Below are 25,221 nucleotides of genomic sequence, written 5' to 3'. Positions count from 1 at the left end.
TTTCGCTCTTTACAATCCATGTGCTTGCTTGTATTTCTCCAAATCTTCTTCAAATTTAGCGAAATCTTCCTCGAAAGTGTCCATCTTTGAATAGTCGATTGTCTGTAAGTAAACATAACTCTGCATCAACATGACATTGAAGTTGGTGGAGAACTCTATCTGCTTGGTGTTCACGTTCAGGTAGCCCTGCACATAGCCGCTGCCTCCGTCGCCATTCTCATATTCGTGTTGGGTATCATTCTTGTTTGGCATATAGGTAGTTGCACCGTATTCGCCAATAAATTTCACCCAGCCATCTCCCTTGTATTCATCTCTCTCCCATGAGTTAAGACGAGTAAGTTTGCAATCGATGTTAAACCAAATCTGAACAGGCATTTTACCCACAGAGAAGTTCTTCAACTGAATGTTCAGAGGCTTGTCAGAACCTTCGTTCCAGTGAAAATAATATTTCAAAGGACATCCTTCGGGTAGCAATGTTTTGTCCACGGTTGCCATCATAGCCTTGGAACGCAAGACTATGCTATCTTTCAATATCTCCTTTACCTTGGCTGCGTATTCTGTATCAACAGGGGTTTGTTCAATCCTTTCGTCTCCCGAGCAGGAGGCAAAGATTGAACAAACTATAAATACTAAGTAAAGGATCAAATGTTTCTTACTTGTTGCCACTACTCAATGTTAGATTTTATTTCCAGTGAAATCAAAGCTGATGACATAACCACCCTTGTAGTCTGGGATGATAGCCTCTATATGGAATGTCAGGTTGTTGTCGGTAACATTTCCCGTGAGGCTGGTTACATTGAAATCTTTACTCAACACTGTAAATTTTCTGAACAGTTGGATATAAATATGTGCATATCCCGACGCATTGCTGATTGCACCATTCGGTTGCAAAACATCAAATACTACTTTTTTAAGTGTAAAGTCCATGTCATGATAGGTGATTCCTGCTGCAAGAAAGGCGGCATGTCCACTAAGGCAACATCTGCCGTCCTCCGTAGGAGCAACCGTGAAAGTTAAGTCGTTCATGTCTCTCACATGTTTACCTCCCATATACACGTTTGTTGCAGAACCCTTAAACTGGACTTCATTGTTAATTACTTGAGCGTTAACACCCACGAAGCTCGCCATAAGAAGTACGAGCAATGAAAACATTAATCGTTTCATACCAAATGAATTTTTAAAGTAAAAAAGTTTATAAATAATACATGGCATTATTACCATGGATTCTTTTTCCATATATCCATCCATCTCACGTCCTCATGACGTTCCCAAGGATGTGGCATATACTGTCCTTCAACAGCAAAACTATTATTGTCTATATATTTTATATTATTCTTGATAAAGTCTTTTGTTTCCTGACGATCGAAAATATCCTGATCTATACCCAACCCAGAATGGCGTTCCTGTGTTTTTTTACCCATATAAACACTATATTTCATAGTTGGGTAGATAATCTGCACATTTTTTAATTCATATAAATCACATCTCCAAAAAGACTCAAATTGCGAAAGATCCAGCTTCTTTAATTTGGGCAAATAGCAGAAAGTCATATTGTTCATGATGTACGCCTTCTTAGGAAACATGATTTCCTCAAGATCCGGACAGTCTTTGATTTCCACCCACGATACATCCATATCTGTCATCTCCAATGGTATGCTGCGTTGTCCCAATTTGGTAGAATGGCTCATGTCCATTTTCTTGATAGAGCGACAAGTGTACATGTGCCCATGAAACAGATCGGTATTTGCAGACATATCTATGCCGTTAAGCAAGTCAAGATGCTCTAACTGGAAAAATGATATTTGTTTAGGCATTTTCAGATAAGGAACTTTTGTATATTCTTCTGAAGTGACACCTAATATTGTTCCTTTGAAACTCTTGTTGTGTAGAACATATTGGAAACCGTCAGCATTTTTTCCTTCAAAAATAGCAATAGAATTGTTGCTTTGCTCGGGTGAGGTCATTCGTCTGCTCACATCAATAAGTGTATCCTTATTTTCTGTAATGACAAATAATTGTGAGAAAAGATCATATAATTGTTTTCTGACTATGGCATCAGGCACATTACGCAAGGTGTTATATGTGTTCAACTTTCCATTTGCATCTGCCATTTTCATATCAACGGCTTTCTTGTCCATCTCCGACTTTTTATAAAAAGCTACAATCTGATCCTGATCGTATTTTGCTCCCTCAGGAAGATACAACTTTTCAAAGTGGCGTTTAATGTCGGTAGCCTCGTATCCTGTAGCCTCTACCTTGTCGGTATTTGCCAGTCCCTTAAATTCGTAAATGTCATTGCCGGTCAAATCCACTCCAGTAATCTGTGCAGGTAGTTGGGCGAAGTCGAAAACAGGTCCATACCCGTTATTGGAGAGTTTTACGTCTTTCAGATTGGGGAGAATATCAAGACCGCTGAGATCCTTCAGGTTTGTACCACTAAGGTCAAGCGATGTGGTGTTGTTTGCTAATTCGTTGAGTTCCAGCTTCCCGTCTTTGTCGAACTGATAACCTTTCGATTTCAACACAGTCATCAATTCTGTATTTTTAAGGGAGTTTGTGCTGTAATGAACTGTATTATCATCACTGCTACATGAGGCAAGTCCCATCACAAGGAATACCAATACTGGTAATGTTAAATTCTTTACTATTTTCATTTTCGATAATAAATTAATTGTTTTGAGTTACAAAGGTAGGAGCCTTGTTTGGATTTCACAATACCTATTTTTTATGATTTTATTTTTGTTTTTGCAATCCTTATTTATTAGGATTTTGCTGTTTGTGAGAATTTTTATCTGTTTTACTTTTGGTAAGGCTAAAACGGTATCGCAGCGATACGAGGGCATAACTATGTATCTGCGGTCGGAAACTCTCGTGATACCCGTAACCTGAAACGGAACGGTTGAGGTCCCTTCGCCTATTCAGAATGTCGTTCCATTTGAATGAGAGCGTGGCTTGTTTCTTCCTGAGAAAACGCCACGATGCTCCCACGTTCAATAGCCACTGGTCATCATCTGTGGTTGAATAGGTTCCTCGGCGCAGATGACAATTTGCATCGCCCCATATTTCAATGTCGTGGGGAAGTTCTACTGTGCCGCTGATGCCACAGTCGTAGTCAATGGTATTTACATGGGTGTTTGTCAGTAAGTTGTTGGAACGGTAGGGTTGCCAACTGGCGTGTAGGTCAATATTCCCCCATTTCGGCTGGTAGTTCAATCGTAGGCTAACCTCATTACCCGTTGTATGTGTCTTGCTCTTCAAAGCATTACCGTACGTTTGTTCGTGAAAGAGATAGACGTGGTTTTTAAAAGAAGTTCTCATAGTACCAGAGAGCATCAGACGCTTCACTTGTTTCTGCCATTGCAGCATCCCGTCCACAGAATAATTTCCGTTGATATTGACAGTTCTGTATGTCCGTGCGCCAGTATTTGAGTCATACGTTACTTCCTCTGCGAAATCATTGAACGAGTTGTGGTAATTGCCCATAAAGGTAATACCACATTTTCTCTCATTTAATCTGATGGACAGTTGTTGTTGATAGGCTGGCTTCAACTGCGGATTGCCTATCTTCACGAACAGCGGGTTGCTCTTGTCATCAAGTGTCAGCAAAGCCTGTATGGAAGGCTGTTGTGTGTTTCCGTTATAACGCAGTTCAACTTCTATTTTTCCGTTGTTCCACTTTGCGCCGAACTTGGGTTTGTATTCCGTAGCCTTGACTGTATAGTCCACTGTTTCCGAATTGTGTTGCCGGCAGATATTCCTGCGTTGCCATTCTACATCAATACCACCGTTTATCTTCCATTGCTTACCCTTATAATCCATTCGCAGGGTGAGTTCCTGCCCACATATAGATAGTGTGTTCTCATAACTTAGGCTATCTATGTATGGTCTATTCGGTATAGTATAGTCGTAAGTGTCGCTTGTGTTTCTATCCTCTTCGTGATTCAGTCCGTACCCTGTCTGCAATTTCAACTGTTTGCCAAAAGGATGGGTATATTGCAATGATATTCTGCTTTCGTTGCGCAGGGTGGGCAGTTGTTGGCAAAGATTGCGCAATAGTAGTGAATCTCCGCCCACAGCGTTGCGCAGGTGGTGGAATTTCGTCAGTGAGAGGCTGGTATTATTCGTTTCATTCGAGTTACCGCCAAGTGTCGCCTTCACGGTAAATGATGCCCCTGCCTTGCCAATCCGCCGTGTGAGGTCGGCAGATACATGGTAATTCTTTCCATTGCTTTTTGTGTTATTTCGCAGCGTTCCCGAGGTCAGCGTGTCCGCAGCCGTATTGCGCTCATATAGGTATGTTGTGTTGTCAGTCAGGTTGTCTGACCGTCCGAAGTTTCCATTGGCACTGATATTCAGGAGGGTCTTTGAGTCGATGTCATATCGCAGGCTGATGTTTGCGGCATTGCTGTGGTTCTTGCCCGAGGAGAGCAGCACGGATTTCTGGTATTTCGTTCCCGATGCAAGATACTGCTCGTCGTAGTCATGGTTTTCGCTTTCATTGTGGAAGGCGTTGAGCGAGAGGCTTGCATTGAGCGTCATCTTCTTGCCGAATTTCTTCACGATGTTGCCCGACAATATGTTTTGGAAATTGTTTCTTCCGACGTTCATGTTGCTGAGATTGTCCAAACGCAGGGTCAGCGAGGTATTCTCGCCGTTGGCATTGAATAGATTGCCCTGTACCTCATCCCTGCGTCTGTCGCGATTGCCGTGTTCAGCCGTTAGTGTTCCTGTCAGGCTGCCATTGTAGGTAGATTTGGTCTTGATGTCCAGCACATAATTGTCGGCACCATCATCTACTCCCGTCATTTTCTCCAATGCGCTGAGCATGTCATACAGTTTCAGTAGTTCCACTGCATCGGCTGGCATATTCTCCAACGCTGCGATAATGTCGTTGCCCATAAAGGTCTCGCCATTGATGTTTACGCCGTTCAATGGCTTTCCTTTGAACGATAGTAGCCTGTTCGCCTTGTCGTATTCCATGCCCGGAATATTCCTGATTAAGTCTTCCAAGTTAGCACCTTTCCTTACTCGAAGGCAATCAGTATTGATAAACGTGGTGTCTTTTCTTATGGAAAACAATTTCCGCTGTCCAATAACTTGAACTTCATCGAGTTCTATCGTTTTATGTAATGAAGAAACATGTTTTCGAGTAGGGTATATAGTATCACCCACAGCTAAATTCAAAATAGTAGCATTAGCAGTGGGAAACAGCAAAAGTAGAATGATGAAGATTAAAAGAATTCTTTTGATTATCATTTTGCAAAATTACCATTGTTCATAGATATATGCAATACCTTAAAATGGCGATTTTATAGAATTAGAAATGTCTAAGGTTGATTTTCATTGAAAAAACAACGTAAATACTTTGCTTATATGAATTATATCGCTATCTTTGCAACATCAAACAGAGAGTTCTTTGAGGCTTTGCAGAATAAAGAAAGGGAAAGAAACTCGCTCGTTTCTTAATCGTTCACCTTATCAGATTATATATTCTGCTTTCTATTAGTAATCAACCGATTACATTCATACCCATTACTTTTATGCGGAGATTTGCGATTTTCGCACTGCCAAAGACATCGGTATCGACCGCCCTGAGAAGAATGAGATACTGCACAACATACCACCGACACCCGAGCAGGAAGCGTTCATCGGTAAGCTGATGGAGTTTGCCAAGAAAGGGGATGCCACGATCTTAGGACGAGCACCTCTGAGTGAGAGCGAGGAAAAGGCAAAGATGCTTATTGCAACGGATTACGCGCGCAAAAGATTCAAGAATATTGTATCTTTCAGATAATCAATAAAATAAGAATGAATAAAGGGTAAATGGGTTACGAGATGGAAACGAGCGAGTTTCTTCTCCTCTCTTTATTCTGCATTACTTCAAAGAGCACTTAATCTTATTGTGCAAAGATAATCATTTTCCGATGAAATACAATTCTAAGACAAGAATTTTATGCGGAAAAATCAATTACTTTTAATTATGTTTGGGTAAACAATATTAAAAGTGTATCTTTGTGCTTACATGTTCTACAATATACAATGGTAAATCAACAGATGAAGGCGATAAATAGGATTAAAGCTGTTTTGGCGGAAAAACAATTGTCAGGCAAATGGCTGGCGAATGAAATAGGTCGTACAGAGAATACCGTTTCTCGGTGGTGTTCCAATAAAGTGCAGCCGTCCCTTGAGAACCTTCTTGAAATCGCCAAGGTGCTAAAGGTTGATGTGAGAGAATTACTTAGGTCAACCGAAGAATAACCTTATATGTTAAACAAATAATAACTAAAGAATAATAAATATGCCAGTACAAAGTGAAGCTGCCCTTGAGAACGGACTTATTGCTACTCTTCAGCAAATGAACTATGAATATGTACAGATTGAAGAAGAGAAAAATCTCCGGACAAATTTCAAAAGTCAACTTGAGAAACATAACAGGAAGAGACTGGAAGAGACTGGACGCACCGAGTTTACCGAAGCCGAATTTGAGAAAATCTTGATTTATCTTGAGGGTGGCACACGTTTTGAAAAGGCAAAGAAACTTCGTGACCTCTTTCCACTTGAACTGGATGATGGAGAGCACCTGTGGGTGGAATTCCTGAACCGCACTCACTGGTGTCAAAACGAGTTCCAGGTTTCCAATCAAATTACTGTTGAGGGAAGAAAGAAATGTCGTTATGACGTAACGATACTGATAAACGGTTTGCCTTTGGTTCAGATTGAGCTAAAACGAAGAGGTGTGGAGCTGAAACAAGCCTACAACCAAATACAACGTTATCATAAAACTTCCTTCCACGGGCTGTTCGACTATATTCAATTGTTTGTGATTTCCAATGGAGTGAACACACGCTATTTTGCCAATAATCCCAACAGCGGGTACAAATTCACGTTCAATTGGACAGACGCTGCCAATATCCCTTTCAATGACTTGGAGAAGTTCGCCACCAGCTTCTTTGATAAATGCACGTTAGGCAAGATAATAGGCAAGTATATCGTACTACACGAAGGAGATAAATGCCTGATGGTGTTGCGTCCTTACCAGTTCTATGCCGTTGAGAAGATACTTGACCGTGTGAAAAATTCCAATAACAATGGCTATATATGGCATACAACTGGTGCAGGAAAAACGCTGACTTCATTTAAGGCTGCCCAGCTTGTAGCCGAATCAGACGATGTGGACAAGGTTATGTTTGTAGTTGACAGGCACGACCTTGACACACAGACGCAGTCCGAATATGAGGCATTTGAGCCAGGTGCTGTTGACAGTACCGATAACACAGATGAACTTGTGAAGCGCCTTCATGGTAATTCCAAAATTATCATCACTACCATCCAGAAGCTCAATGCCGCTGCAAGTAAGCAGTGGTATAGCAGGCGGATTGAAGAAATCCGTCATTCTCGTATCGTGATGATTTTTGATGAGTGTCATCGCAGTCATTTCGGAGATTGCCATAAGAATATCGTCAGGTTTTTCGACAATACACAGATATTCGGATTTACAGGTACACCAATCTTCGTTGAGAATGCTGTGGATGGTCATACAACAAAGGAAATCTTCGGCAACTGCCTCCACAAGTATCTGATAAAGGATGCTATTGCTGATGAAAATGTACTTGGTTTCCTCGTAGAATATTATCATGGCAATGCCGATGTAGATAATGCTAGCCAAAACCGTATGACGGAAATTGCCAAATTTATCCTTAATAATTTCAATAAATCAACATTTGATGGCGAGTTTGATGCTTTGTTTGCCGTGCAGTCTGTGCCAACACTTATTCGATATTATAAAATATTCAAGAGTCTTGATCCCAAAATTAGAATAGGAGCCGTGTTTACATACGCATCTAACAGCAGTCAGGACGACGCCCTTACAGGTATGAATACTGGTAGCTATGTGAGTGAAAGCACGGGCGAAGCAGATGAGTTACAGGCTATTATGGATGACTATAATGATATGTTCGGTACAAGTTTCACTACAGAAAACTTCCGTGCATATTATGATGACATCAATCTTCGTATGAAGAAAAAGAAAACAGACATGAAGCCACTTGACCTTTGTCTGGTAGTCGGTATGTTCCTGACGGGCTTTGACAGCAAGAAACTCAATACACTCTATGTGGATAAGAATATGGACTATCATGGATTATTACAAGCATTCAGTCGTACAAACCGTGTATTGAATGAAAAGAAACGTTTTGGCAAGATTGTTTGCTTCCGTGATTTGAAAAGCAATGTGGATGCTTCTATTAAGCTTTTCAGTAACAGCAATAATCTTGAAGATATTGTCCGTCCGCCTTTTAATGAAGTCAAGAAGAATTATCAGGAACTTACGACAAACTTCTTAGAACAATACCCAACTCTCAGCAGCATAGATTTGTTGCAGAGCGAGAAAGATAAAAAGCTGTTTATCCTTGCATTCCGTGATGTCATTAAGAAACATGCAGAGATTCAGGTTTACGATGAATTTGAAGAAGATGCTGCAGATCTTGGTATGACAGAGCAGCAATTTATGGACTTCCGAAGCAAATACCTTGATATTTACGATACATTTGCCGGTGGCTGTAAGCCTTCAGAAGTGAATCAAATGCCTGACGAAGATACAGAGTCCACGGAAACTTCAACAGAGTCAGGTATTGATGATATTGATTTCTGTTTAGAATTGTTGCATAGTGATATTATCAATGTAACTTACATACTTGAACTGATTGCTGATCTCAATCCTTACAGCGCAGATTATAAGGAAAAACGTACGTATATTATTGATACGATGATTAAAGATGCTGAGTTACGTAACAAAGCAAAACTGATTGATGGCTTTATACAGCAGAACGTGGATGATGACCGAGATAACTTTATGGCACGCAAACAGAAGTTTGACGGTACAAGCGACCTTGAAGAACGATTGAACAATTACATCACAACTGAGCGGAACAATGCAGTAGATAGACTTGCAAAAGAAGAGGGCTTGGATGTATCTGTTCTCAATCATTACTTGTCTGAATATGACTACTTGCAAAAGGAACAACCAGAAATTATACAAGAGGCGTTGAAAGAAAAGCATTTAGGATTAATAAAAAGACGCAAAACATTGACAAGGATACTCGACCGCTTGCAATCTATCATACGAACATTCAGTTGGGAATAATTAAAAACATATATGAGTTCAATAAAAGTAATAGATTCAATACGGATAAGCCCTAAAGGTGTACTTGTCAAGGATGCAAATGGTAAATATGTTATATTACATAGACGTCAAGGACATATGGATGGGGCTTGCGCTGTTTATTCCTTGTCTATGGCGCTGTTGTGCATTGGTGCTGTCACCGAGGAAGACTTGGATATATTCAACAAGCCTGACAGAAGAACACCCAAAGGAAAATTTTTAAGCCATTTTCTTGATGAGCAAGGAATGGTAAGGTCTGGCTATTCCTATTCAACTCTTAGAAAAGAAATTAACGAGCAAAGTTTCGGGATAAGAGTCAGAAGGAGAAACCCACGAGACAAGGAGAAACTTATTGGTCTCATTGCAGATACGCTTGATGAGGACAAACCGGTTATAATATCAACTGTGTTTACTGATGGAGCTCACGCCATGCTTGCTGTTGGCTACGAATTTTGTGATAAGAATGGTGCAATTATGAAAATCTTATGCTTAGACCCCGGTGAAGAAGAACCTACATTTTCTTCATGGAATTGTATAATTGATGTTTCACATATACACAGCAAGTCAGAATTTCCATTTGATAACATAACAAAATCCCAATCATACAAAGTGGCATTGAGAGATATTTTAATAATAGAAAATAAGAAATAACAATAATATGAGCGAAGAATTACAACAGAAATTGCGTGACCAGCTTTGGGAAGTAGCCAATAAGTTGCGTGGAAACATGTCGGCAAGCGACTTCATGTACTTCACATTAGGCTTTATCTTTTATAAATATCTGTCAGAGAAGATTGAAAAACATGCCAATGACGCCTTAGTGGATGATGATGTTACCTTCAAAGAATTATGGGCAATGGAAAAAGATACCGATATAGAAGAGCTACAAGAGAGCGTAAAGACCGAATGTATCGAAAACATTGGCTATTTCATAGAACCCAGCTTCTTGTTCTCATCCGTTATTGAGAGTATTAAAAAGAAAGAAAATATTCTGCCGATACTTGAGCGTTCTTTGAAGCGTATAGAGGACAGCACGCTTGGGCAAGATAGCGAAGAGGACTTTGGCGGTTTGTTCTCAGACATAGACCTCGCTTCGCCCAAATTAGGCAAGACAGCAGACGATAAAAACACATTAGTAAGCAACGTACTTCTTGCCCTTGATGATATAGACTTTGGTGTGGAGGCCTCACAAGAGATTGACATTCTTGGCGATGCCTATGAGTATATGATTAGCCAGTTTGCCGCCGGTGCAGGAAAAAAAGCCGGTGAGTTTTACACTCCGCAGGAAGTAAGCCGTATCTTGGCTGAAATTGTAACCCTCGGTCATGCACGCCTTCGCAATGTTTATGATCCAACCTGTGGTAGTGGCTCTTTGCTGCTCCGTGCAGCAGGTATAGGCCATGCTAATGAGATATTCGGACAGGAGAAGAATCCCACGACCTACAATCTTGCCCGCATGAATATGCTCCTTCATGGCATCAAATTCAGCAATTTCCGCATAGAGAATGGCGATACACTCGAAGCCGATGCTTTTGATGATACTCAGTTTGATGCCGTTGTTGCCAACCCTCCGTTCTCTGCAGAGTGGAATGCTGCTGATAAGTTCAACAATGATGACCGTTTCAGCAAGGCAGGACGGCTTGCTCCACGCAAGACAGCTGATTATGCGTTCATCCTCCACATGCTTTATCACTTAAACGAGGGTGGAACTATGGCTTGCGTTGCTCCTCATGGTGTGCTCTTTCGTGGAAATGCCGAAGGCGTTATCCGCCGTTTCCTCATAGAGAAGAAAAACTATGTTGATGCTATCATCGGTCTGCCTGCCAACATCTTCTATGGCACAAGCATCCCTACCTGTATTCTGGTGTTCAGAAAATGCCGGAAAGAGGACGACAGTATTCTCTTCATTGATGCCAGCAAGGATTTTGAGAAGATAAAGACACAGAACAAACTCCGCCCGCAGCACATCCAAAAGATTGTAGACACCTACCGCGACCGCAAGGAAATAGAAAAGTACAGTCATCTTGCCACCTTGGAAGAGATTGCCGAAAACGATTACAACCTCAACATTCCTCGTTATGTGGATACATTCGAGGAGGAAGAACCTATCGACATCCATGCCGTGATGAAGGACATCAAAGAACTGGAGGCCAAACGTGCCGACCTTGACAAGGAAATTGAAGGGTATCTGAAAGAGTTAGGATTGGTTGAATAAAAACGAAAGGAACTAAGTATGAAAGGCTATGCAAAACCGTTATATGAATTTATAGAAGGCAATAAAATCCAATTTGTAATTCCTGTCTATCAGCGCAATTACGATTGGTTGATAGACAATTGCGACCAGCTGTTTAGCGACTTGGTAAAGCTAGGTCGCTTAAACAGACATTCTCATTTCTTTGGTTCTATCGTTACATCGTCTGCCGATAATAATAGCTACAATAGGTTGGTAATAGATGGCCAGCAACGTTTGACCACCATTTCACTTCTTCTTTTGGCTGGAATAAAGGCAGTGAAAGATGATGCTATAAAAATAAGTGATAAGAAGAGAATTGAAGAAGCTTATGAGGTTTTCTTGAATGCTAAGTTCTGTAACGCCGAACGTAAAATTAAATTAGTCCCTATTGAGAATGACCGAATTGCCTACGACAAGATTTTTAATGATGAGGACTCTTTTAATGAAGACTCAAAGATTACTCGCAATTATCGTCATTTCTATGAGAAGTTAACGAGAAGACCACAATTATTGTCATTCGACCAATTGCTTGATGCCATCGAACGCTTGCAAATCATTTCAATAGAATTGGACAAAGATGATGATGCACAGCTCATTTTTGAAAGTCTTAACTCTACGGGATTGGCTCTTACGGAGGCAGACAAAATACGCAATTATCTTCTGATGTCCTTGACACCAGAAGAGCAACTGGTGTGTTTCAAGAACTATTGGCAAAAGATAGAGCTTGCAACTGAAAGCCAACCAACAAGATTTTTGCGCGATTACCTCACCATCAAGCAACAGCTGCAACGCCCTGTTCGTCTGTCTAATATTTATTACGAATGGAAGAAGTACATGGAAGGGCATGACCGTAAAGAAGAACTTATAGAAATGTTGGATTATGCACATTACTATCAGCAAGTGGTGGAGGCAAAACTCTTCACTGCCAAACTTTCTGAGAAAATGCGTCATATCTGCAATATCGAAACAGACGTGGCCAATGTATTCTTCATTCAATTTTTGAAGTATGCCTCTACCTATGAACTTTCGGAAGAAGAAGTGTACAAAGTGATTGACTTGGTGGAAAACTATTTGGCAAGACGTATTGTATGCAATATGCCCGGCAATGCACTTACGCAAGTGTTCTGTGCTTTGCATAAGGATGTACTGAAAAGTCTTGAAGAATATGCTTCTGCTAATATTGAACTTGATTATTCTTATTCAGATATATTGACTTATCACATTATGCGTCGTGATGGCAACTATCAGTTGCCAAGAGACGTACAGTTTGTGGAATCAATAAAGACCCGTGATGCCTATCACATGCTTAAGCCTTTTCAAATTTTCCTCTTTGAAAGGTTGGAGAATTCTGTGCATGGTGAATACAATGACGTGGCTACTGACATGAAAAAGAAGAATGCCACTATTGAACATATTATGCCGCAAACACTCAGTGGTGAGTGGAAAGCAATGCTTGGTGATAATTTTGAAGAGATACAAGAGAAATACCTTCACACCTTTGCCAACCTGACATTGACAGGTATCAATAGCGAACTTAGCAACAAGCCTTTTGCTATAAAGCGTGATGGCAAAGCAATCGGAAATGAAATATATCCAGGTTACAGAAATACCAAGTATCGCTTGACTAAAAATGTTACTTTGTGTGAGAAATGGACTGAAACTGAGTTACAAAATCGTTGCAATGAAATTGTGGCGATATTTTTGCATCTCTATCCATTGCCACAAACCACATTCAAGCCATTGCCTAAGCCTGTTGATGAAGTGTCTCTAGAAGAGGAAGCTTTCACTCCGACAAACAGGCAGCTAAAAGGATTCCGTCTTTTTGGCAACGAATATACCGAGACAACATGGAAGGGTATGCTATTACGAGTGGTTAAGGTGGTTGAACAACAATATACAGACATTGTAGATACGCTCTATGATGCTGAAGGCTTCTTTTGGTCAGCCAAACAAGCTGATACAAGATATTGCACACAGATTGCTCCACAGAAATACTTATGGACATCAATGGACAACAGAAGCAAACTCCGCTGTTTACGATTTCTTTTTGAAAAATGTAACATTGCCGAATCTGAATTAGTAATGTTGCTTGAATCTATAAGAGAATAAAGTCATATGGAATATATAGATTTCAAGAAATTGATTGATGCTCTAACTGCCAAGCCAAAAGAAACAGAGTGGTTAGAGTTTAAGCACAATTTTCATTCAAAGGAAGAGATAGGTGAAAGAATCTCTGCCTTGTCGAATAGTTCCTATTTGTGTAATATGCCATTTGGCTATATTGTATTCGGCGTTGATGATGAAAGTCATGATGTTGTTGGCACCGACTTGTACGGCAAACAAAAAATGATTGGCAACGAAGAACTTGAATCTTGGCTATCAACTCGCTTGAATCCTCGTATAGACTTCGAGATTATTGACGATTTCAATTACGAGGATAAAGGTCATGTCTGTATCTTCAAAATTCCAGCAACAATCAATCGCCCTATAAGTTTCCTACATGAAGCATACGTTAGAGTCGGCACAATAACACGCAGGTTGAAAGACTTTCCTGCAAAGGAGGCTAAGATTTGGAAAGGTGATCAGAAATCTTTGGAAAAGATTGCCTTGAAGAAAGGATTATCTGGTCAAGAGGTTTTCTCCCACCTTAGCGCAGAGACTTATTTTGACATGATGCACTTGCCTCTTCCACAAGATACAAATGGTATTTTGGATAGGTTTTTAGTTGAAAATTTGATAACGAAAGATGAGATTGGCTACAGTATTACTGAACTTGGGGCTATTCTGTTTGCCAAGCACCTATCTGATTTCGATGGCCTGAAGCGAAAAATGGTTAGAGTCATTGTCTATAAGGGCAAAAATAAGATTGAGACCTTTCGTGAACAGACTTTCGATAAAGGTTATGCCATAGGCTTTGAAGAGATGGTTGCATGGATAAACAGCCAGCTGCCTGCCAATGAGGAGATAGGCATGGCTTTAAGAAAGGATGCCCGTATGTACCCGGAAATAGCCATTCGAGAATTGGCTGCAAACATGATTATCCATCAAGATTTTTCTGTACAAGGCTTTCCGATGATTGAAATCTATTCTGACCGTATTGAATTTTCCAATCCGGGACAACCTCTTATCAGTGTGGAGCGTTTCATAGATGAATATCAGTCAAGAAATGATTCTCTTGCAGACATCATGCGTAGAATGGGCATTTGTGAGGAAAAAGGTAGTGGTATGGATAAGACCATATTCTATGTGGAATTGTATCAGTTACCACCAGTACGTTTTCAGCTCTATGAAAGCCGAACCACTGCAACGGTATTCTCTTATCGGAAATTTGCAGATTTGGATAAGTCCGAGAGAGTGAGGGCTTGTTATCAACACGCCTGTCTCAAATATGTTTCCAATGAAAAGATGAACAATCAATCTTTTCGCACTCGTTTGGGCATAGAAGATAAGAATTATCCAATGGCATCAAGAATAATCAAGGATGCTTTGGAAGCGAAACTGATAAAAGAGGAGAATGCAGAGGGAGGTAATAGGCATAACTATATCCCATATTGGGCGTAGGCCATGTAACTGCCATGTAACTGAAGGTCTCAAATAAGTGCCAGATTTAGCTCAAAACCTCATATTATGGGGCATAGAGCATATAACTACCATGTAACTGGCATGTAACTGAGATATGATTGGCAACTAAAATTAAGGATTAAAAATGACAACAACGATAGATAACGAACATAAGACATTTAATGTCCCAAATCTGAGATTTCCGGAGTTTGAGGGAGAGTGGGAAGAACATGGACTTTCTGAATTTCTTGATTTCAAGAATGGATTAAATCCCAAGCCTGAAAAATTTGGCAAAGGCATTAAGTTCATTTCCGTTATGGATATTCTTAATAATACGATTATAACATACGACAGCATTAAGGCTTGTGTTGATGCTAATAACAAGGAGATAGACAATTATTCTGTCAAGATGGGAGATTTATTGTTTCAACGTAGTTCTGAAACATTAGAAGATGTCGGCAGAGCCAATGTTTATATGGATGAAAAGCCTGCTATCTTTGGAGGTTTCGTTATTCGAGGAAAGAAAAAAGGAGAATATAATCCGTTGTTTTTTAAGAACTTGCTGGAAACTCCATTTTCTCGTAGAAAGATTATACCTATGGGGGCAGGTGCGCAACATTTCAATATCGGACAAGAGGGTTTAAGTAAGGTCAAGTTATATTTTGCCCCAATAAATGAGCAAAATAAAATTGCAAAGATACTTTCCTTACTCGACGACCGCATTTCTACCCAAAACAAAATCATTGAGGATTTGAAAAAATTAAAGTCTGCGATTATAGAAATAGAATACAGTTCAAAGACTAAAACTTCTTCACATATAGGCGATTTCATTGTGCAGACATCTAAAAGGAATAAAGACAATGCGATACGGACAGTTTTATCCGTTAGCAATCGCCAAGGCTTTATCCAACAGAGTGAGCAATTTGAGAACAGATGCGTTGCAAGCGATGACACTTCCAACTATAAGATTGTAGAACGGAATGACTTCGCTTTTAACCCAGCAAGAATAAATGTCGGTTCGATTGCCCGTCTCATTACATTTGAGAAAGGTATAGTAAGCCCGATGTACATTTGTTTCCGCACAAAAGATTACGCTACGCCAGAATATCTTGACTATTTTTTTGAGTCTAAGCTATTCTTCACAGAAATTCAAAAAAGGTTGGAGGGCAGTGTAAGACAGTGCTTATCCTATGAGAGTTTGTGCAATATACCTTTTCCTCTTTTGGCGATTGAAGTACAACAGCGGATTGGTAAGCAATTGTTTACATTGGCACAGAAGATTAAATTGGAGACAGATTTCTTAGAAATATTGCATAAGCAAAAACAACACTTGCTCCGTCAGATGTTTATATGAACATCTGGCGAAGCAGATATTGTTTTTCATCTTGCATAGCTATCAGTATTTGTTCTTCAATCTCGGCCTTCTGCTCTAGCAATGACAGGATATCCGAAATTGCTTTTTGCTGTTTACTTGTTGGTAATTTTATCTTGAATGTAGCCAAATCCTTCTTTTGAATATTGGGTAAACCAGAACCTATGCGAAGTTTCATTATCGCCTTTTCTTCAGTTTTAAGATAATGATATAAATACAGGTTATTAATATTGTAAGCTATGTTTTGAATAGAATAACAATGTCCACCACACCAAAAAGGACATTTGTTAAATTGTACATAGCCACAAGAGTTCCCGCCCTCGCTTATTGAAATAGTGTGGGCTCCCACATTATAATTGTCATAATAACCAGATGGATCGGTTCCCCCATTCATCACATAATACTTGCCATGCTCTGAAAGAAGTTCACCATTGATTTGCTCACCCTTAACAATATCGCAAATTTCAGACAATGTAATAATATCCCCTTTTGCGTCCTTGAAAAGCCTTTCTGAAATCGCAGACCTACAAACTTCAAAATCCCTAATCAAGGGAATAAGTAATAGACTACTCTATGCTGATAATAGTATGTCTATTCGGATTGAAGAGATGCTAATAGAACGCTCGGAAAGAACAAAGAAAAATAATCAATATGAGGTTTTAAGTTCTACTGTGAATGGAATATTTTCACAACGAGACTATTTCTCTAAAGATATAGCAAGTGATAATAATGTAGGGTACAAGATTATTCATCTTCATGATATAGTACTTAGCCCCCAAAATTTATGGATGGGAAATATCAATTTCAATGATAAATTCGATATAGGGATTGTTTCGCCCTCCTATAAGGTCTTTTCGATAGCAGATGGTTTTGACAAAAAATATGTTGCTGCTTTACTAAAGACGCATCATGCCTTATACAACTACATGCTGGTATCTGAACAAGGGGCAAGTATTGTTAGAAGAAATTTAAATTATGAAGCTTTTGAACAGTTAGTATTCAAAATACCCTCACTTAATAAGCAACGAGAAATAGGTCATGCTATATCTTTATTAAAGTCCCGATTAGAGAATGCTAACTTACTTATAAAAACTTACAATTCACAAAAGCAATTCATGATTCGCCAGATGTTCATATAAACATCTGACGGAGCAAATATTGCTTCTGCAGGCTAAGTCTTGTTAGAATATCTTGTTCTGTTGAAAGTTTACAATCTATTACAGATAATAATTTTGCATATTGGAGTTGAACAGTATTGGACGGACAAAAGACTTTGGCTTTGCTATAATCTTTGAAATATATGTGAGGTACTGCCATTCCCGTTTTATAAGGTTCAAAGTTGAACACTTTCAGCAAGTAATAAAGATATTGAAGAGCAAAACCCTCTTTTGCCTGTAAGATATTCAGGGTTCCTGTTGCAGAACATTTGCCAGTAACATAAGAAACCGTCCCAACTCCCGAACCATCTTTGATAATATAGATAGCTTCATTCTGAGTGTTATAGTTATCAAGATAACCAACTATACCATTAGCACCATACACAGGATATATACCATTTTCTAAAACGTCACTTTCTTGCAAAGTAGATGTGCTACATTCCATACAATCTGATATATGTACATTAGGCTTATTATGATGTACTATATTTTGTGTAATTCCCTTGATTAGGGATTGCAACTTGTCAATGATTTTGTTTTGGGTAGAAATACGCTCGTCAAGAAGGGATAAAAGATTTGCAATTTTCTTCTGTTCATTCAAACTTGGATTGATGGTCTTAATATTTTTCAGATGTTCACCATAAAGATGCACAACAGATACTCCTTGCGCAACTTTGGCTATGTCATACTTACGTTTACCATTCAACTGATAGCTCATAAACGAGCCATCATATCCATGCAAGCGTATAATGTTCAAGTCACCACCCAAAAGAATATCATCTTTGAGAACACAACGAGCAGTTGCAATCTCCTCTGCTGTCTCGCCAGAGCATGGAATTATAACGTCATTAGCCTTACTCTTTACCAATTTTGTATTATCTATGTTGGTTTTGCTAATAACTTCTTTTATTGTCTCAGATTTGTACTTTGTGTAAAGTTCACCATACAAAATACATGGCTCACCGTCAGCAGATAGTTGGTCTTTGGATATGCCTATACCTTTAGAAAGATCTGCAATGTCGGACAAACGCTTCTCCTGCCACTCCCCCTCAAACTCCGGAAATCTCAGATTTGGGACATAAGTTAATGCTTTTCTCTAATTATTATGTACCTTTTCTAGATTAAGGATTAAATATGAAAGCAAAAACAATTAGAGAAATTGCGTTGGCTTGGAAAAGTGAAAAGCAACGCTACGTTAAGCAGTCCACCTATGCTGCTTATGTGTTGATTTTAGAAAACCATTTACTGTCATCGTTTGGTGATTGTGAAGTTCTTAGTGAGAAACTAGTACAAGAGTTTGTGTTGCAAAAACTCAATGCCGGGCTCAGCATTAAAACGGTGAAAGATATGCTCATCGTATTGAGAATGGTGATGAAGTTTGGAGTGAAGAACGGTTGGATGAACTATTGCGAGTGGGACATCAAGTACCCAACCACAGAGGGCAACAGAGAAATAGAAGTGCTGACGGTGGCACAACACAAAAAGATACTCGATTTCATCAGGCAGAACTTCACATTTCGCAACCTTGGCATCTACATCAGCCTGACCACTGGCTTGCGGATTGGTGAGATATGCGGTTTGATGTGGGCCGACATCAACACAGACACGGGCACAATCACCGTAAGCCGTACCATCGAGCGTATCTACGTCGTAGAAGGTGAGCACAAACACACGGAGCTGGTTATAAACACACCAAAGACTAAGAATTCTTGCCGTGAGATACCGATGAACAAAGAACTATTGGCTATGGTGAAACCACTGAAAAAAGTAGTAAATGTTAATTTCTATGTGCTGACCAACGAAGAAAAGCCTACTGAGCCACGAACCTATCGAAACTATTATCATCGGTTAATGAAGCATTTGGACATTCCCTGGCTGAAATATCACGGGCTGCGCCACAGTTTCGCCACACGCTGCATTGAAAGTAACTGTGACTATAAGACGGTTAGTGTGTTGCTCGGGCATGCGAACATCACTACAACTCTCAACCTCTATGTCCATCCCAATATGGAACAGAAGAAGCGTTGTATTACGCAGATGCTTAAATACCTCAGGAAGTAATGCTGTTCTACATTTTTTTGTGATAGTCAACTGTCAAACTCACCGTCTGCTCTTGTAAGACGGTGAGTTCTTTTGTCAGCAGGATAAGTTCCTGTAACAATGCTTTTACACTTTTCTCTGCCGTATAAAGGTGCATCAGACGTACTACTTGATTATAGTTTGTCCCAATCCTATGTACTTGAGCTGTGAGTTCGGAGAGCTTGCGGTAATACTCCACGGCAGATTTATCCACCGTTATCACTTTGAAACTCTCCCCAAGAATGCGGGCACGCACGAAATCAGACTTGCTTATTGCCCCAGATTTGTTGTATAGGTCGATGGCACGCAGTTGGTCTTTCACATTGGGCATACGGGTGTCCCATCTGTCCCAGTGTGGAACTTCTACAGTGTTTCGGTGTCCGTAACGATTCTCATTGGCTATTTCTAATTTGGTCATAATTGTATTGTTTTGTTTGTTATCTAATCACGACTTTGGAGTGATTTAATCCCCCTTCGGGGCAAGGGTTTTTGTGGGACAAACGGTAGTTTGTCGGACAAAGACACACCTTGCCAATATCAAGAAAGAGGTTGATAAGCCCCGCCGTGTTACTACATTCTGTGAATACGGTAACTCGACATAGGCTTGCGTTCCGTGAATACAGTAGTTCAAAGTTTCCTCCATGTTTCTACATCATTTTTGTATTGGTCAAGGTGTTCTTGAAGCACCTGCTCTACATACCCCGAAATGCTCGCGCCCTGCTCGCCAATCTTTCGAACCACATAGCCCAGTCGCTTTTGTGTGTCTTCCGAGACATATACCGCTTTACGGTGGTTAATATGAAGCGGTTGGAGATATTTCCTTTGAAACTCGGCTAAATGCTCTCTGACCTTGGCTTTGCCCACTCGCCGGTGAGTTTCTTCAACAGAAGCTGCTTGTTCCATTGAAGACAATTCTGTTTCTTGACATGACGTTTGGAAGAACACCTCGTGGCTATCCCTTTCTTCCATATCCTCCACTTGAACAGGCTCAAATCTTTTCTTCTCCTCTTCATAATCTACGGGCTGGTCAAAATCGGGCAATTCCTCGGGCTTGCGGAGTTTTACGCCATAATTTCCCATATCTCTGATGGCTTGCTCTAAAACGGCTTTTCTCTTTTCATCTATGGTCGGCATGGCCTCTTGTGTATTGGGTAATAATGTCTTTCGAGCATGGCTTGTATGTCGCTCTGCCTATAGAGTATCTTGCCGCCGATTTTACAGTAGGCAATCGTACCGTTGTCCCGATAGTCCTGAAGTGTACGGGTACTCAGCCGTAAGAGTTTACAAACTTCTTCGCCTGTAAGATAAACTTCTCCGCCCAACATCGGACGGGCTGTGACGCAATACCGCTCCAGTTTCTTTAAGATGCCCTCCATCAGTTGTGCAAACAACTGCATCTGAGGGTCTTCCTGCGTAATGATTTCATTCTCCGCCATAGTTCATTCATTCATTGTTTGCGTTCAGTAACTCCGTGATGTCGCTCTCCTTGTAATAGCACTTGTGTCCAATCATTGAGAAAGGGATTTTTCCCGTATCTCTGTATGATTGTAGGGTACGCTTGCTGATGCCCAAACGTTTGCACACGGCTTCGTTGTCAAGCCATTCGTCCGTTTCGGGCGGATTGCCGATGAGTTGTTCGATACTGTGGATAAAGTCTGCAAATTCGGAGCGGTGCCGCTCCCACGCTTTGCGGTCGATGATAATGAGTTTCATTGCCTTAATTTTGTTTTGATTACTTTATTGTTACTCGGCAAACAAACTGTTATGCAGTCCATTGCCGTACTTCTCGGGTGCAAAAGTAAACCCTCGGAAGCACCGCTGCAAGAAATGAGGATAAGCAGGGAAATAGAGAGAACGCAATAGAAAAACAAAGGAAATCCGTCTGTGTTATTGCGGTAATGAGATGAGGTGCCGGCTCGTTCCTTTTATTATTTTGTTGTTTTATCGATAATTCGATAGTTCGACAAATCGAGATGTCGAAGTGTCGATAGATAGTTTTATCGATAGATTATTTTGACGATATATAGTTTTGACAATAGATAGTCATGACAACAAATTGTACAAACAACAGATTGTCCGTATTATCGTCAGTCCTATCTGTTGTTAGTTGTTACGCCTTGCGTCCAAAGAGCCTGAGTATGCCGTATTCTTGTCGTGCCTATGCTCTCTACGGCAGCCCTGCCCTGCAAGGTTGGGAGAGATGAATACGACCGCACGAATACAGAAAATGGCAATACCACCTTGAAAAAGAAAAATCCTGCGGTGGAGATTATTCTCTCCATCCGCAGAACTCGACCTTGTCAGGGCAGATAGGCTGCCGTTGTACCTTTGCACGATAAGAAACGGCTTTAGGGACTTTGCGTGCGCTTTTGCTTACAACGCCTTTGGGCTTGCTTCCTCCGTCAGTCTGACCGTTGGCAGGTTGTTGCTCTCAATGAGCAACACTATCGTGCCTGTGAGTTCGGTGTAAAGACGGCCGTATTGCTCGTCAGAAGCCAATGTGTCCGTCAAACCGAATTTGTCGAATGTGGCTTGAATAGCCTTGTTCGACAACAGTATAGGTACGAGTTTCTCTGGAAGCGGTGCAGGCAGTTCTCTCTCAAACTCGTTCTCTAACACGGATACAAGCGTGTCATATTTGGAAAAGTGCAAGCCTTGATACAAAACCTCGCTTGCCACGCTCTCCGCTTCGGGGTGCGTAAAGCCTTGTGCTACGGCATCGCAGTAGGCGGTGAGAGCCATATCTGCCCGTGCAGTGATAAACTCCGTATCTTTCAATCTCTCGGGGTGATGCTCACTTATGTAACTTCTTAACTTCAATCGAAAGTAGGAAAGTTCCTGTTTGTTGTTCTCTTTCATAATCGTTTGGTTTTCAATCGTGAATAATAAATGTTTGGCAATTACTTCCTTTTTATGCTTGTTGCAATGGAACGTTCTGCCGTGCTATCGACTCACAATAACCCTCAAATACAGTATGCTCCCTGTCTGTGAGTGCGGTCATATCCTCTTGTATCTTATGGTCAGTTATCTTTCCGTAAATTTGTGTTGTACCGATATTGCTGTGTCCGAGCATCTTGCTGAGTGTTTCCATTGATATGCCGTTGGAAAGGCATATTGTGGTAGAGAATGTGTGGCGAGCCATGTGGAAGGTCAAGCCTTTCTCTATCCGGCATATCTGTCCGATGTTCACACACGCAAAGGATGCTTTCCTTATTGTGAGATTGGGAAATATCAATTCGTCCGCTTTCTTGTCCTTGACATAGAGCGAAAGGATTTGGTTGGCAATGGGTAGGAGTGGAATGATGGCTTCCATATTGGTTTTCTGCCTTTTGATGCGGATTTCCGCCGTACCGTCAGCATTGTGGATGATGTGCTTCGGCTTGAGCCGTTGCATATCCACACGAGCCAGTCCTGTGAAGGCGCAGAAAAGGAATAGTTGTCTTACACGCTCAAACTGTCTGTCTATGATGGGTGTTTGCAATACTCGTTGTAGTTCCTCGGTTGTGAGATACCTGCGTGTTCGGTGTGGTAGTTCCGCCTTGTAATCTACAAAGGGGTCGATGCGGATGTATTTCTTCTGCTGCCCGATGCCGATGAGCTTCCGCAGAAAGATGACCACAATCTGAATGGTGGCAAGGGAGAGTTTGCGCTCTGATTTAAGGTAGAAGTCCAATCCTTCGACAAAACCATAGTCAAGCGATGAGTAGCGAATATCCTCTAGCCCCAAGCGTTCACGCAGATAGGACTTAATGAGCTGCGCTGCATAGATGTAATTGGCAAAGGTCGGCTTGGCTACCGTTATTCCCACACAAGGCCGCTTTTCCTCTATGAAAAGTCGTGCTTCCTCCAAAAGAAAACCTTTGGGCTTGTCTTCTTCCATGAGTTCACGCTTCAACAGTTCGGCTATGATATAACCACGCTGCCATATCAATTCCTGATACTTCGCTTTGGCTTGTTCCTCTTTGGCTTGCAGATAGCAGTTGATTTCCTTTGTTTCTTCGCCTGTTCCCTTGCATCGTCCCTTATGGCTGTCCCAAAGTTCGGGAGCGATTTCCTTTCCCGTGCTGTATTGCACCTGCTCACCATCTATGGTGATGCGCCCCATAATCGGGCATTTGCCGTTCTTTTTTTCTTTGGAGCGGTTGATATAAAAGAGTGTCTTGAATGTACTTCGTGCCATAATGTCAAAGTTTTAAGGTGAATGTATCTTGTATTCGCTGCTGTATCATTTGCATATCCCGATGGATTCTCTCGGAGGAAACCGCTGCATAGACCTGTGTCGTCCTGAGGTTGGTGTGTCCGAGCATACGACTCACCGTTTCGATAGGTACACCTGCCGAGAGCGTGATAAGCGAAGCAAAGGTGTGGCGAGCCATGTGAAAGGTCAGTGGCCCTTCCATGCCTATGTTTCGCTGTATAAAGTGCATACTGTTGAGGATGATGTCGGTGGTCGGCACGTCAAAGACAAAACCTGCACGTTTTCCTCTGTACCGCTCCATTATCGCCCAAGCAGGAGGAAGCACCTGTACACGGTAAGGGGTCTTGGTTTTCATGCGTCTGCCCTTGATGCAGAGTTCGCCTTCTTCCAAGACGATGTCCTCTTCCCGAAGATTACGGACATCGGAGACTGCCAGTCCTGAAAAGCAGGAGAAGACGAACAAATCGCGGACAATACGGTAGTTCTCCCATTCAATCTCCAAGTCGATGATACGCTCAAGTTCTTCCTGCGTGATACTTCGAGGTTCGCCCTTTGGTCGCTCGTAACTGTAGCCCAAGAATGGATAGAAATCAAGTATGCCTTTCTTCACCGCCATACGGACGATGGTCTGCAAGGTGGATAAGGCGCTCGATATGCTGCTGCGTTTCAGTCTGCGGTCGATGGTAAGATAATACTCAAAACCCTCGATAAAGGCTTTGTCCAATTGTGAAAGAGGAATGTCGCTTACTTTGTGCTTCTTTTGTACATACTCACGGAGCAGGGAGAGCTGGTAGGTACGGAGTTTGAATGTCTTCAAGGCTCGGTCGATGCCTATGCGCTCCTTTGTCTGTGTGAGATACTCCCCAAAACTCTCCAAGAGCAAGGCTTGACAGTGGATTTGCCCCTGATAGGCATCCCTCACGTCTGTGGCTGTGAAAGTTTCTTTCCTTTCACTGAGTTCGTGAAAGCGTGTGTGAATAAGTGCGGTGCATTCACCGAGTTTCTGATTGACTGACACAGCCATGCTACTCTTGCCGATAAGCCTTTGCTTACGACTGTCCCAAAGAGCAGGCGGAGTTTTGCATTTGGTGGAGAAGCCCGAATGGGTTCTGCCCACTGAGATGCGCCCGATGACAGGCACAAGTCCTTTCTTGTCGGTTCGTTTCGCCTGAACGAAGAACGATACTTTCAGTTTGTTTTCTTTCATTTTTTCTGTCGTTTTTTCAAAATTTCCTTTGCTTGCAAAGGTACAGATGAACAAGTATTCCTGAGCGATGCAGAAAAATGAAAGATGATGAATAAAAACCTATGAAACAGTTGTTTACATTCAATTCGTAACCCCTTTTTGCTTTTTCCCTGATGGGTTACGATTTGGTAACGGAACTCATGCCGTTTGATGCTCGTTTTCGCTAACCATCAAAATAGTAAGAAAATACTAAATGATGCTATTTCAAATAGTTA

The 25,221-nt window shown here is 41.1% G+C and carries 22 protein-coding genes and 1 pseudogene; 10 read left to right on the top strand and 13 right to left on the bottom strand.

Annotated elements, in window-relative coordinates; all coding sequences use genetic code 11:
• Window positions 1–9 precede the first annotated feature (9 nt).
• From HMPREF9145_RS07510 to HMPREF9145_RS07495, 4 genes are all read right to left on the bottom strand, one after another.
• On the bottom strand, window positions 10–666 hold the full coding sequence (locus HMPREF9145_RS07510; protein WP_021825703.1) for a DUF4903 family protein: 657 nt from the start codon (window positions 664–666) through the stop codon (window positions 10–12).
• A gap of 9 nt (window positions 667–675) precedes the next feature.
• Window positions 676–1,164: a hypothetical protein gene (locus tag HMPREF9145_RS07505; RefSeq protein ID WP_023983534.1), complete on the bottom strand. Its 489-nt coding sequence runs from the start codon at window positions 1,162–1,164 to the stop codon at window positions 676–678.
• Between the two features lie 50 nt (window positions 1,165–1,214).
• The gene (locus HMPREF9145_RS07500; protein WP_196809753.1) at window positions 1,215–2,654 is read right to left on the bottom strand and encodes a leucine-rich repeat domain-containing protein; all 1,440 of its coding nucleotides are present in this window, start codon (window positions 2,652–2,654) and stop codon (window positions 1,215–1,217) included.
• A gap of 100 nt (window positions 2,655–2,754) precedes the next feature.
• Window positions 2,755–5,256, bottom strand: coding sequence for an outer membrane beta-barrel protein (locus HMPREF9145_RS07495; protein WP_021825673.1), 2,502 nt, complete (start codon window positions 5,254–5,256; stop codon window positions 2,755–2,757).
• A gap of 280 nt (window positions 5,257–5,536) precedes the next feature.
• On the opposite strand from HMPREF9145_RS07495, the pseudogene HMPREF9145_RS14235 reads away from it, so the two are divergent.
• From HMPREF9145_RS14235 to HMPREF9145_RS07455, 8 genes and pseudogenes are all read left to right on the top strand, one after another.
• A pseudogene (locus tag HMPREF9145_RS14235) lies at window positions 5,537–5,794 on the top strand (helicase); the annotation flags it as partial.
• Window positions 5,795–6,039: 245 nt separating this feature from the next.
• Window positions 6,040–6,258: a helix-turn-helix domain-containing protein gene (locus tag HMPREF9145_RS07485; RefSeq protein ID WP_004378793.1), complete on the top strand. Its 219-nt coding sequence runs from the start codon at window positions 6,040–6,042 to the stop codon at window positions 6,256–6,258.
• 40 nt (window positions 6,259–6,298) lie between these two features.
• A complete protein-coding gene (locus HMPREF9145_RS07480) occupies window positions 6,299–9,142 on the top strand; it encodes a type I restriction endonuclease subunit R, EcoR124 family (protein WP_021825712.1) in 2,844 nt (947 codons plus the stop codon).
• A 12-nt stretch (window positions 9,143–9,154) separates the two neighbouring features.
• Window positions 9,155–9,811: a cysteine peptidase family C39 domain-containing protein gene (locus tag HMPREF9145_RS07475; protein ID WP_004378795.1), complete on the top strand. Its 657-nt coding sequence runs from the start codon at window positions 9,155–9,157 to the stop codon at window positions 9,809–9,811.
• A 7-nt stretch (window positions 9,812–9,818) separates the two neighbouring features.
• The gene (locus tag HMPREF9145_RS07470; protein ID WP_021825700.1) at window positions 9,819–11,375 is read left to right on the top strand and encodes a type I restriction-modification system subunit M; all 1,557 of its coding nucleotides are present in this window, start codon (window positions 9,819–9,821) and stop codon (window positions 11,373–11,375) included.
• 18 nt (window positions 11,376–11,393) lie between these two features.
• Window positions 11,394–13,502 carry a DUF262 domain-containing protein gene (locus tag HMPREF9145_RS07465; RefSeq protein WP_021825656.1) on the top strand — a complete coding sequence of 703 codons (2,109 nt, stop codon included), beginning with the start codon at window positions 11,394–11,396 and terminating at the stop codon, window positions 13,500–13,502.
• A 6-nt stretch (window positions 13,503–13,508) separates the two neighbouring features.
• The gene (locus tag HMPREF9145_RS07460; protein ID WP_004378797.1) at window positions 13,509–14,954 is read left to right on the top strand and encodes an RNA-binding domain-containing protein; all 1,446 of its coding nucleotides are present in this window, start codon (window positions 13,509–13,511) and stop codon (window positions 14,952–14,954) included.
• A 145-nt stretch (window positions 14,955–15,099) separates the two neighbouring features.
• The gene (locus tag HMPREF9145_RS07455; protein ID WP_004378798.1) at window positions 15,100–16,308 is read left to right on the top strand and encodes a restriction endonuclease subunit S; all 1,209 of its coding nucleotides are present in this window, start codon (window positions 15,100–15,102) and stop codon (window positions 16,306–16,308) included.
• Here the strand turns inward: HMPREF9145_RS07455 and HMPREF9145_RS07450 are convergent.
• Entirely contained in the window at window positions 16,301–16,876 is a 576-nt protein-coding gene (locus HMPREF9145_RS07450; RefSeq protein ID WP_021825767.1) for a restriction endonuclease subunit S, read from the bottom strand. The two genes, HMPREF9145_RS07455 and HMPREF9145_RS07450, sit on opposite strands and share 8 nt — an antisense overlap.
• Window positions 16,877–16,913: 37 nt before the next feature.
• Here HMPREF9145_RS07450 and HMPREF9145_RS07445 point away from each other — a divergent pair, with 37 nt between their 5' ends.
• The gene (locus HMPREF9145_RS07445) at window positions 16,914–17,465 is read left to right on the top strand and encodes a restriction endonuclease subunit S domain-containing protein (RefSeq protein ID WP_231369773.1); all 552 of its coding nucleotides are present in this window, start codon (window positions 16,914–16,916) and stop codon (window positions 17,463–17,465) included.
• Here the strand turns inward: HMPREF9145_RS07445 and HMPREF9145_RS07440 are convergent.
• On the bottom strand, window positions 17,458–18,552 hold the full coding sequence (locus tag HMPREF9145_RS07440; protein WP_036906989.1) for a restriction endonuclease subunit S: 1,095 nt from the start codon (window positions 18,550–18,552) through the stop codon (window positions 17,458–17,460). The two genes, HMPREF9145_RS07445 and HMPREF9145_RS07440, sit on opposite strands and share 8 nt — an antisense overlap.
• A gap of 65 nt (window positions 18,553–18,617) precedes the next feature.
• Here HMPREF9145_RS07440 and HMPREF9145_RS07435 point away from each other — a divergent pair, with 65 nt between their 5' ends.
• Entirely contained in the window at window positions 18,618–19,544 is a 927-nt protein-coding gene (locus HMPREF9145_RS07435; RefSeq protein ID WP_021825691.1) for a tyrosine-type recombinase/integrase, read from the top strand.
• A gap of 7 nt (window positions 19,545–19,551) precedes the next feature.
• On the opposite strand, the gene HMPREF9145_RS07430 is transcribed toward HMPREF9145_RS07435, so the two are convergent.
• From HMPREF9145_RS07430 to HMPREF9145_RS07400, 7 genes are all read right to left on the bottom strand, one after another.
• The gene (locus tag HMPREF9145_RS07430) at window positions 19,552–19,980 is read right to left on the bottom strand and encodes a plasmid mobilization protein (protein ID WP_004378803.1); all 429 of its coding nucleotides are present in this window, start codon (window positions 19,978–19,980) and stop codon (window positions 19,552–19,554) included.
• Between the two features lie 209 nt (window positions 19,981–20,189).
• Window positions 20,190–20,696 (bottom strand): DUF3408 domain-containing protein, encoded by a 507-nt coding sequence (locus tag HMPREF9145_RS07425; protein ID WP_021825755.1) that lies wholly within the window; start codon window positions 20,694–20,696, stop codon window positions 20,190–20,192.
• A complete protein-coding gene (locus tag HMPREF9145_RS07420; protein ID WP_021825687.1) occupies window positions 20,684–20,998 on the bottom strand; it encodes a helix-turn-helix domain-containing protein in 315 nt (104 codons plus the stop codon). Before HMPREF9145_RS07420 ends, HMPREF9145_RS07425 begins: the two co-directional genes overlap by 13 nt.
• Window positions 20,999–21,005: 7 nt before the next feature.
• Window positions 21,006–21,275, bottom strand: a complete 270-nt coding sequence (locus HMPREF9145_RS07415; RefSeq protein ID WP_004351356.1) for a helix-turn-helix domain-containing protein — start codon at window positions 21,273–21,275, stop codon at window positions 21,006–21,008.
• A gap of 660 nt (window positions 21,276–21,935) precedes the next feature.
• Window positions 21,936–22,421: a DUF1896 domain-containing protein gene (locus HMPREF9145_RS07410; protein ID WP_021825744.1), complete on the bottom strand. Its 486-nt coding sequence runs from the start codon at window positions 22,419–22,421 to the stop codon at window positions 21,936–21,938.
• Window positions 22,422–22,473: 52 nt separating this feature from the next.
• Window positions 22,474–23,742 carry a site-specific integrase gene (locus tag HMPREF9145_RS07405; RefSeq protein ID WP_021825765.1) on the bottom strand — a complete coding sequence of 423 codons (1,269 nt, stop codon included), beginning with the start codon at window positions 23,740–23,742 and terminating at the stop codon, window positions 22,474–22,476.
• Window positions 23,743–23,746: 4 nt separating this feature from the next.
• Window positions 23,747–24,967, bottom strand: coding sequence for a site-specific integrase (locus HMPREF9145_RS07400; RefSeq protein ID WP_021825677.1), 1,221 nt, complete (start codon window positions 24,965–24,967; stop codon window positions 23,747–23,749).
• Window positions 24,968–25,221: the final 254 nt, after the last annotated feature.

It is taken from the genome of Segatella salivae F0493 (genome assembly GCF_000477535.1).
Taxonomy (GTDB): Bacteria; Bacteroidota; Bacteroidia; order Bacteroidales; family Bacteroidaceae; genus Prevotella; species Prevotella salivae.
Note: the sequence above shows the minus strand (reverse complement) of the source record. Positions and strands in the feature narration are given on the sequence as shown.

What these genes read in the sequence shown, in the direction of transcription:
- HMPREF9145_RS07505 (WP_023983534.1), bottom strand. Translation starts at nt 1,164, where the DNA reads ATGAAACGATTAATGTTTTCATTGCTCGTACTTCTTATGGCGAGCTTC.
- HMPREF9145_RS07500 (WP_196809753.1), bottom strand. Translation starts at nt 2,654, where the DNA reads ATGAAAATAGTAAAGAATTTAACATTACCAGTATTGGTATTCCTTGTG.
- HMPREF9145_RS07495 (WP_021825673.1), bottom strand. Translation starts at nt 5,256, where the DNA reads ATGATAATCAAAAGAATTCTTTTAATCTTCATCATTCTACTTTTGCTG.
- HMPREF9145_RS07485 (WP_004378793.1), top strand. Translation starts at nt 6,040, where the DNA reads ATGGTAAATCAACAGATGAAGGCGATAAATAGGATTAAAGCTGTTTTG.
- HMPREF9145_RS07480 (WP_021825712.1), top strand. Translation starts at nt 6,299, where the DNA reads ATGCCAGTACAAAGTGAAGCTGCCCTTGAGAACGGACTTATTGCTACT.
- HMPREF9145_RS07475 (WP_004378795.1), top strand. Translation starts at nt 9,155, where the DNA reads ATGAGTTCAATAAAAGTAATAGATTCAATACGGATAAGCCCTAAAGGT.
- HMPREF9145_RS07470 (WP_021825700.1), top strand. Translation starts at nt 9,819, where the DNA reads ATGAGCGAAGAATTACAACAGAAATTGCGTGACCAGCTTTGGGAAGTA.
- HMPREF9145_RS07465 (WP_021825656.1), top strand. Translation starts at nt 11,394, where the DNA reads ATGAAAGGCTATGCAAAACCGTTATATGAATTTATAGAAGGCAATAAA.
- HMPREF9145_RS07460 (WP_004378797.1), top strand. Translation starts at nt 13,509, where the DNA reads ATGGAATATATAGATTTCAAGAAATTGATTGATGCTCTAACTGCCAAG.
- HMPREF9145_RS07455 (WP_004378798.1), top strand. Translation starts at nt 15,100, where the DNA reads ATGACAACAACGATAGATAACGAACATAAGACATTTAATGTCCCAAAT.
- HMPREF9145_RS07445 (WP_231369773.1), top strand. Translation starts at nt 16,914, where the DNA reads ATGTCTATTCGGATTGAAGAGATGCTAATAGAACGCTCGGAAAGAACA.
- HMPREF9145_RS07435 (WP_021825691.1), top strand. Translation starts at nt 18,618, where the DNA reads ATGAAAGCAAAAACAATTAGAGAAATTGCGTTGGCTTGGAAAAGTGAA.
- HMPREF9145_RS07430 (WP_004378803.1), bottom strand. Translation starts at nt 19,980, where the DNA reads ATGACCAAATTAGAAATAGCCAATGAGAATCGTTACGGACACCGAAAC.
- HMPREF9145_RS07425 (WP_021825755.1), bottom strand. Translation starts at nt 20,696, where the DNA reads ATGCCGACCATAGATGAAAAGAGAAAAGCCGTTTTAGAGCAAGCCATC.
- HMPREF9145_RS07420 (WP_021825687.1), bottom strand. Translation starts at nt 20,998, where the DNA reads ATGGCGGAGAATGAAATCATTACGCAGGAAGACCCTCAGATGCAGTTG.
- HMPREF9145_RS07415 (WP_004351356.1), bottom strand. Translation starts at nt 21,275, where the DNA reads ATGAAACTCATTATCATCGACCGCAAAGCGTGGGAGCGGCACCGCTCC.
- HMPREF9145_RS07410 (WP_021825744.1), bottom strand. Translation starts at nt 22,421, where the DNA reads ATGAAAGAGAACAACAAACAGGAACTTTCCTACTTTCGATTGAAGTTA.
- HMPREF9145_RS07405 (WP_021825765.1), bottom strand. Translation starts at nt 23,742, where the DNA reads ATGGCACGAAGTACATTCAAGACACTCTTTTATATCAACCGCTCCAAA.
- HMPREF9145_RS07400 (WP_021825677.1), bottom strand. Translation starts at nt 24,967, where the DNA reads ATGAAAGAAAACAAACTGAAAGTATCGTTCTTCGTTCAGGCGAAACGA.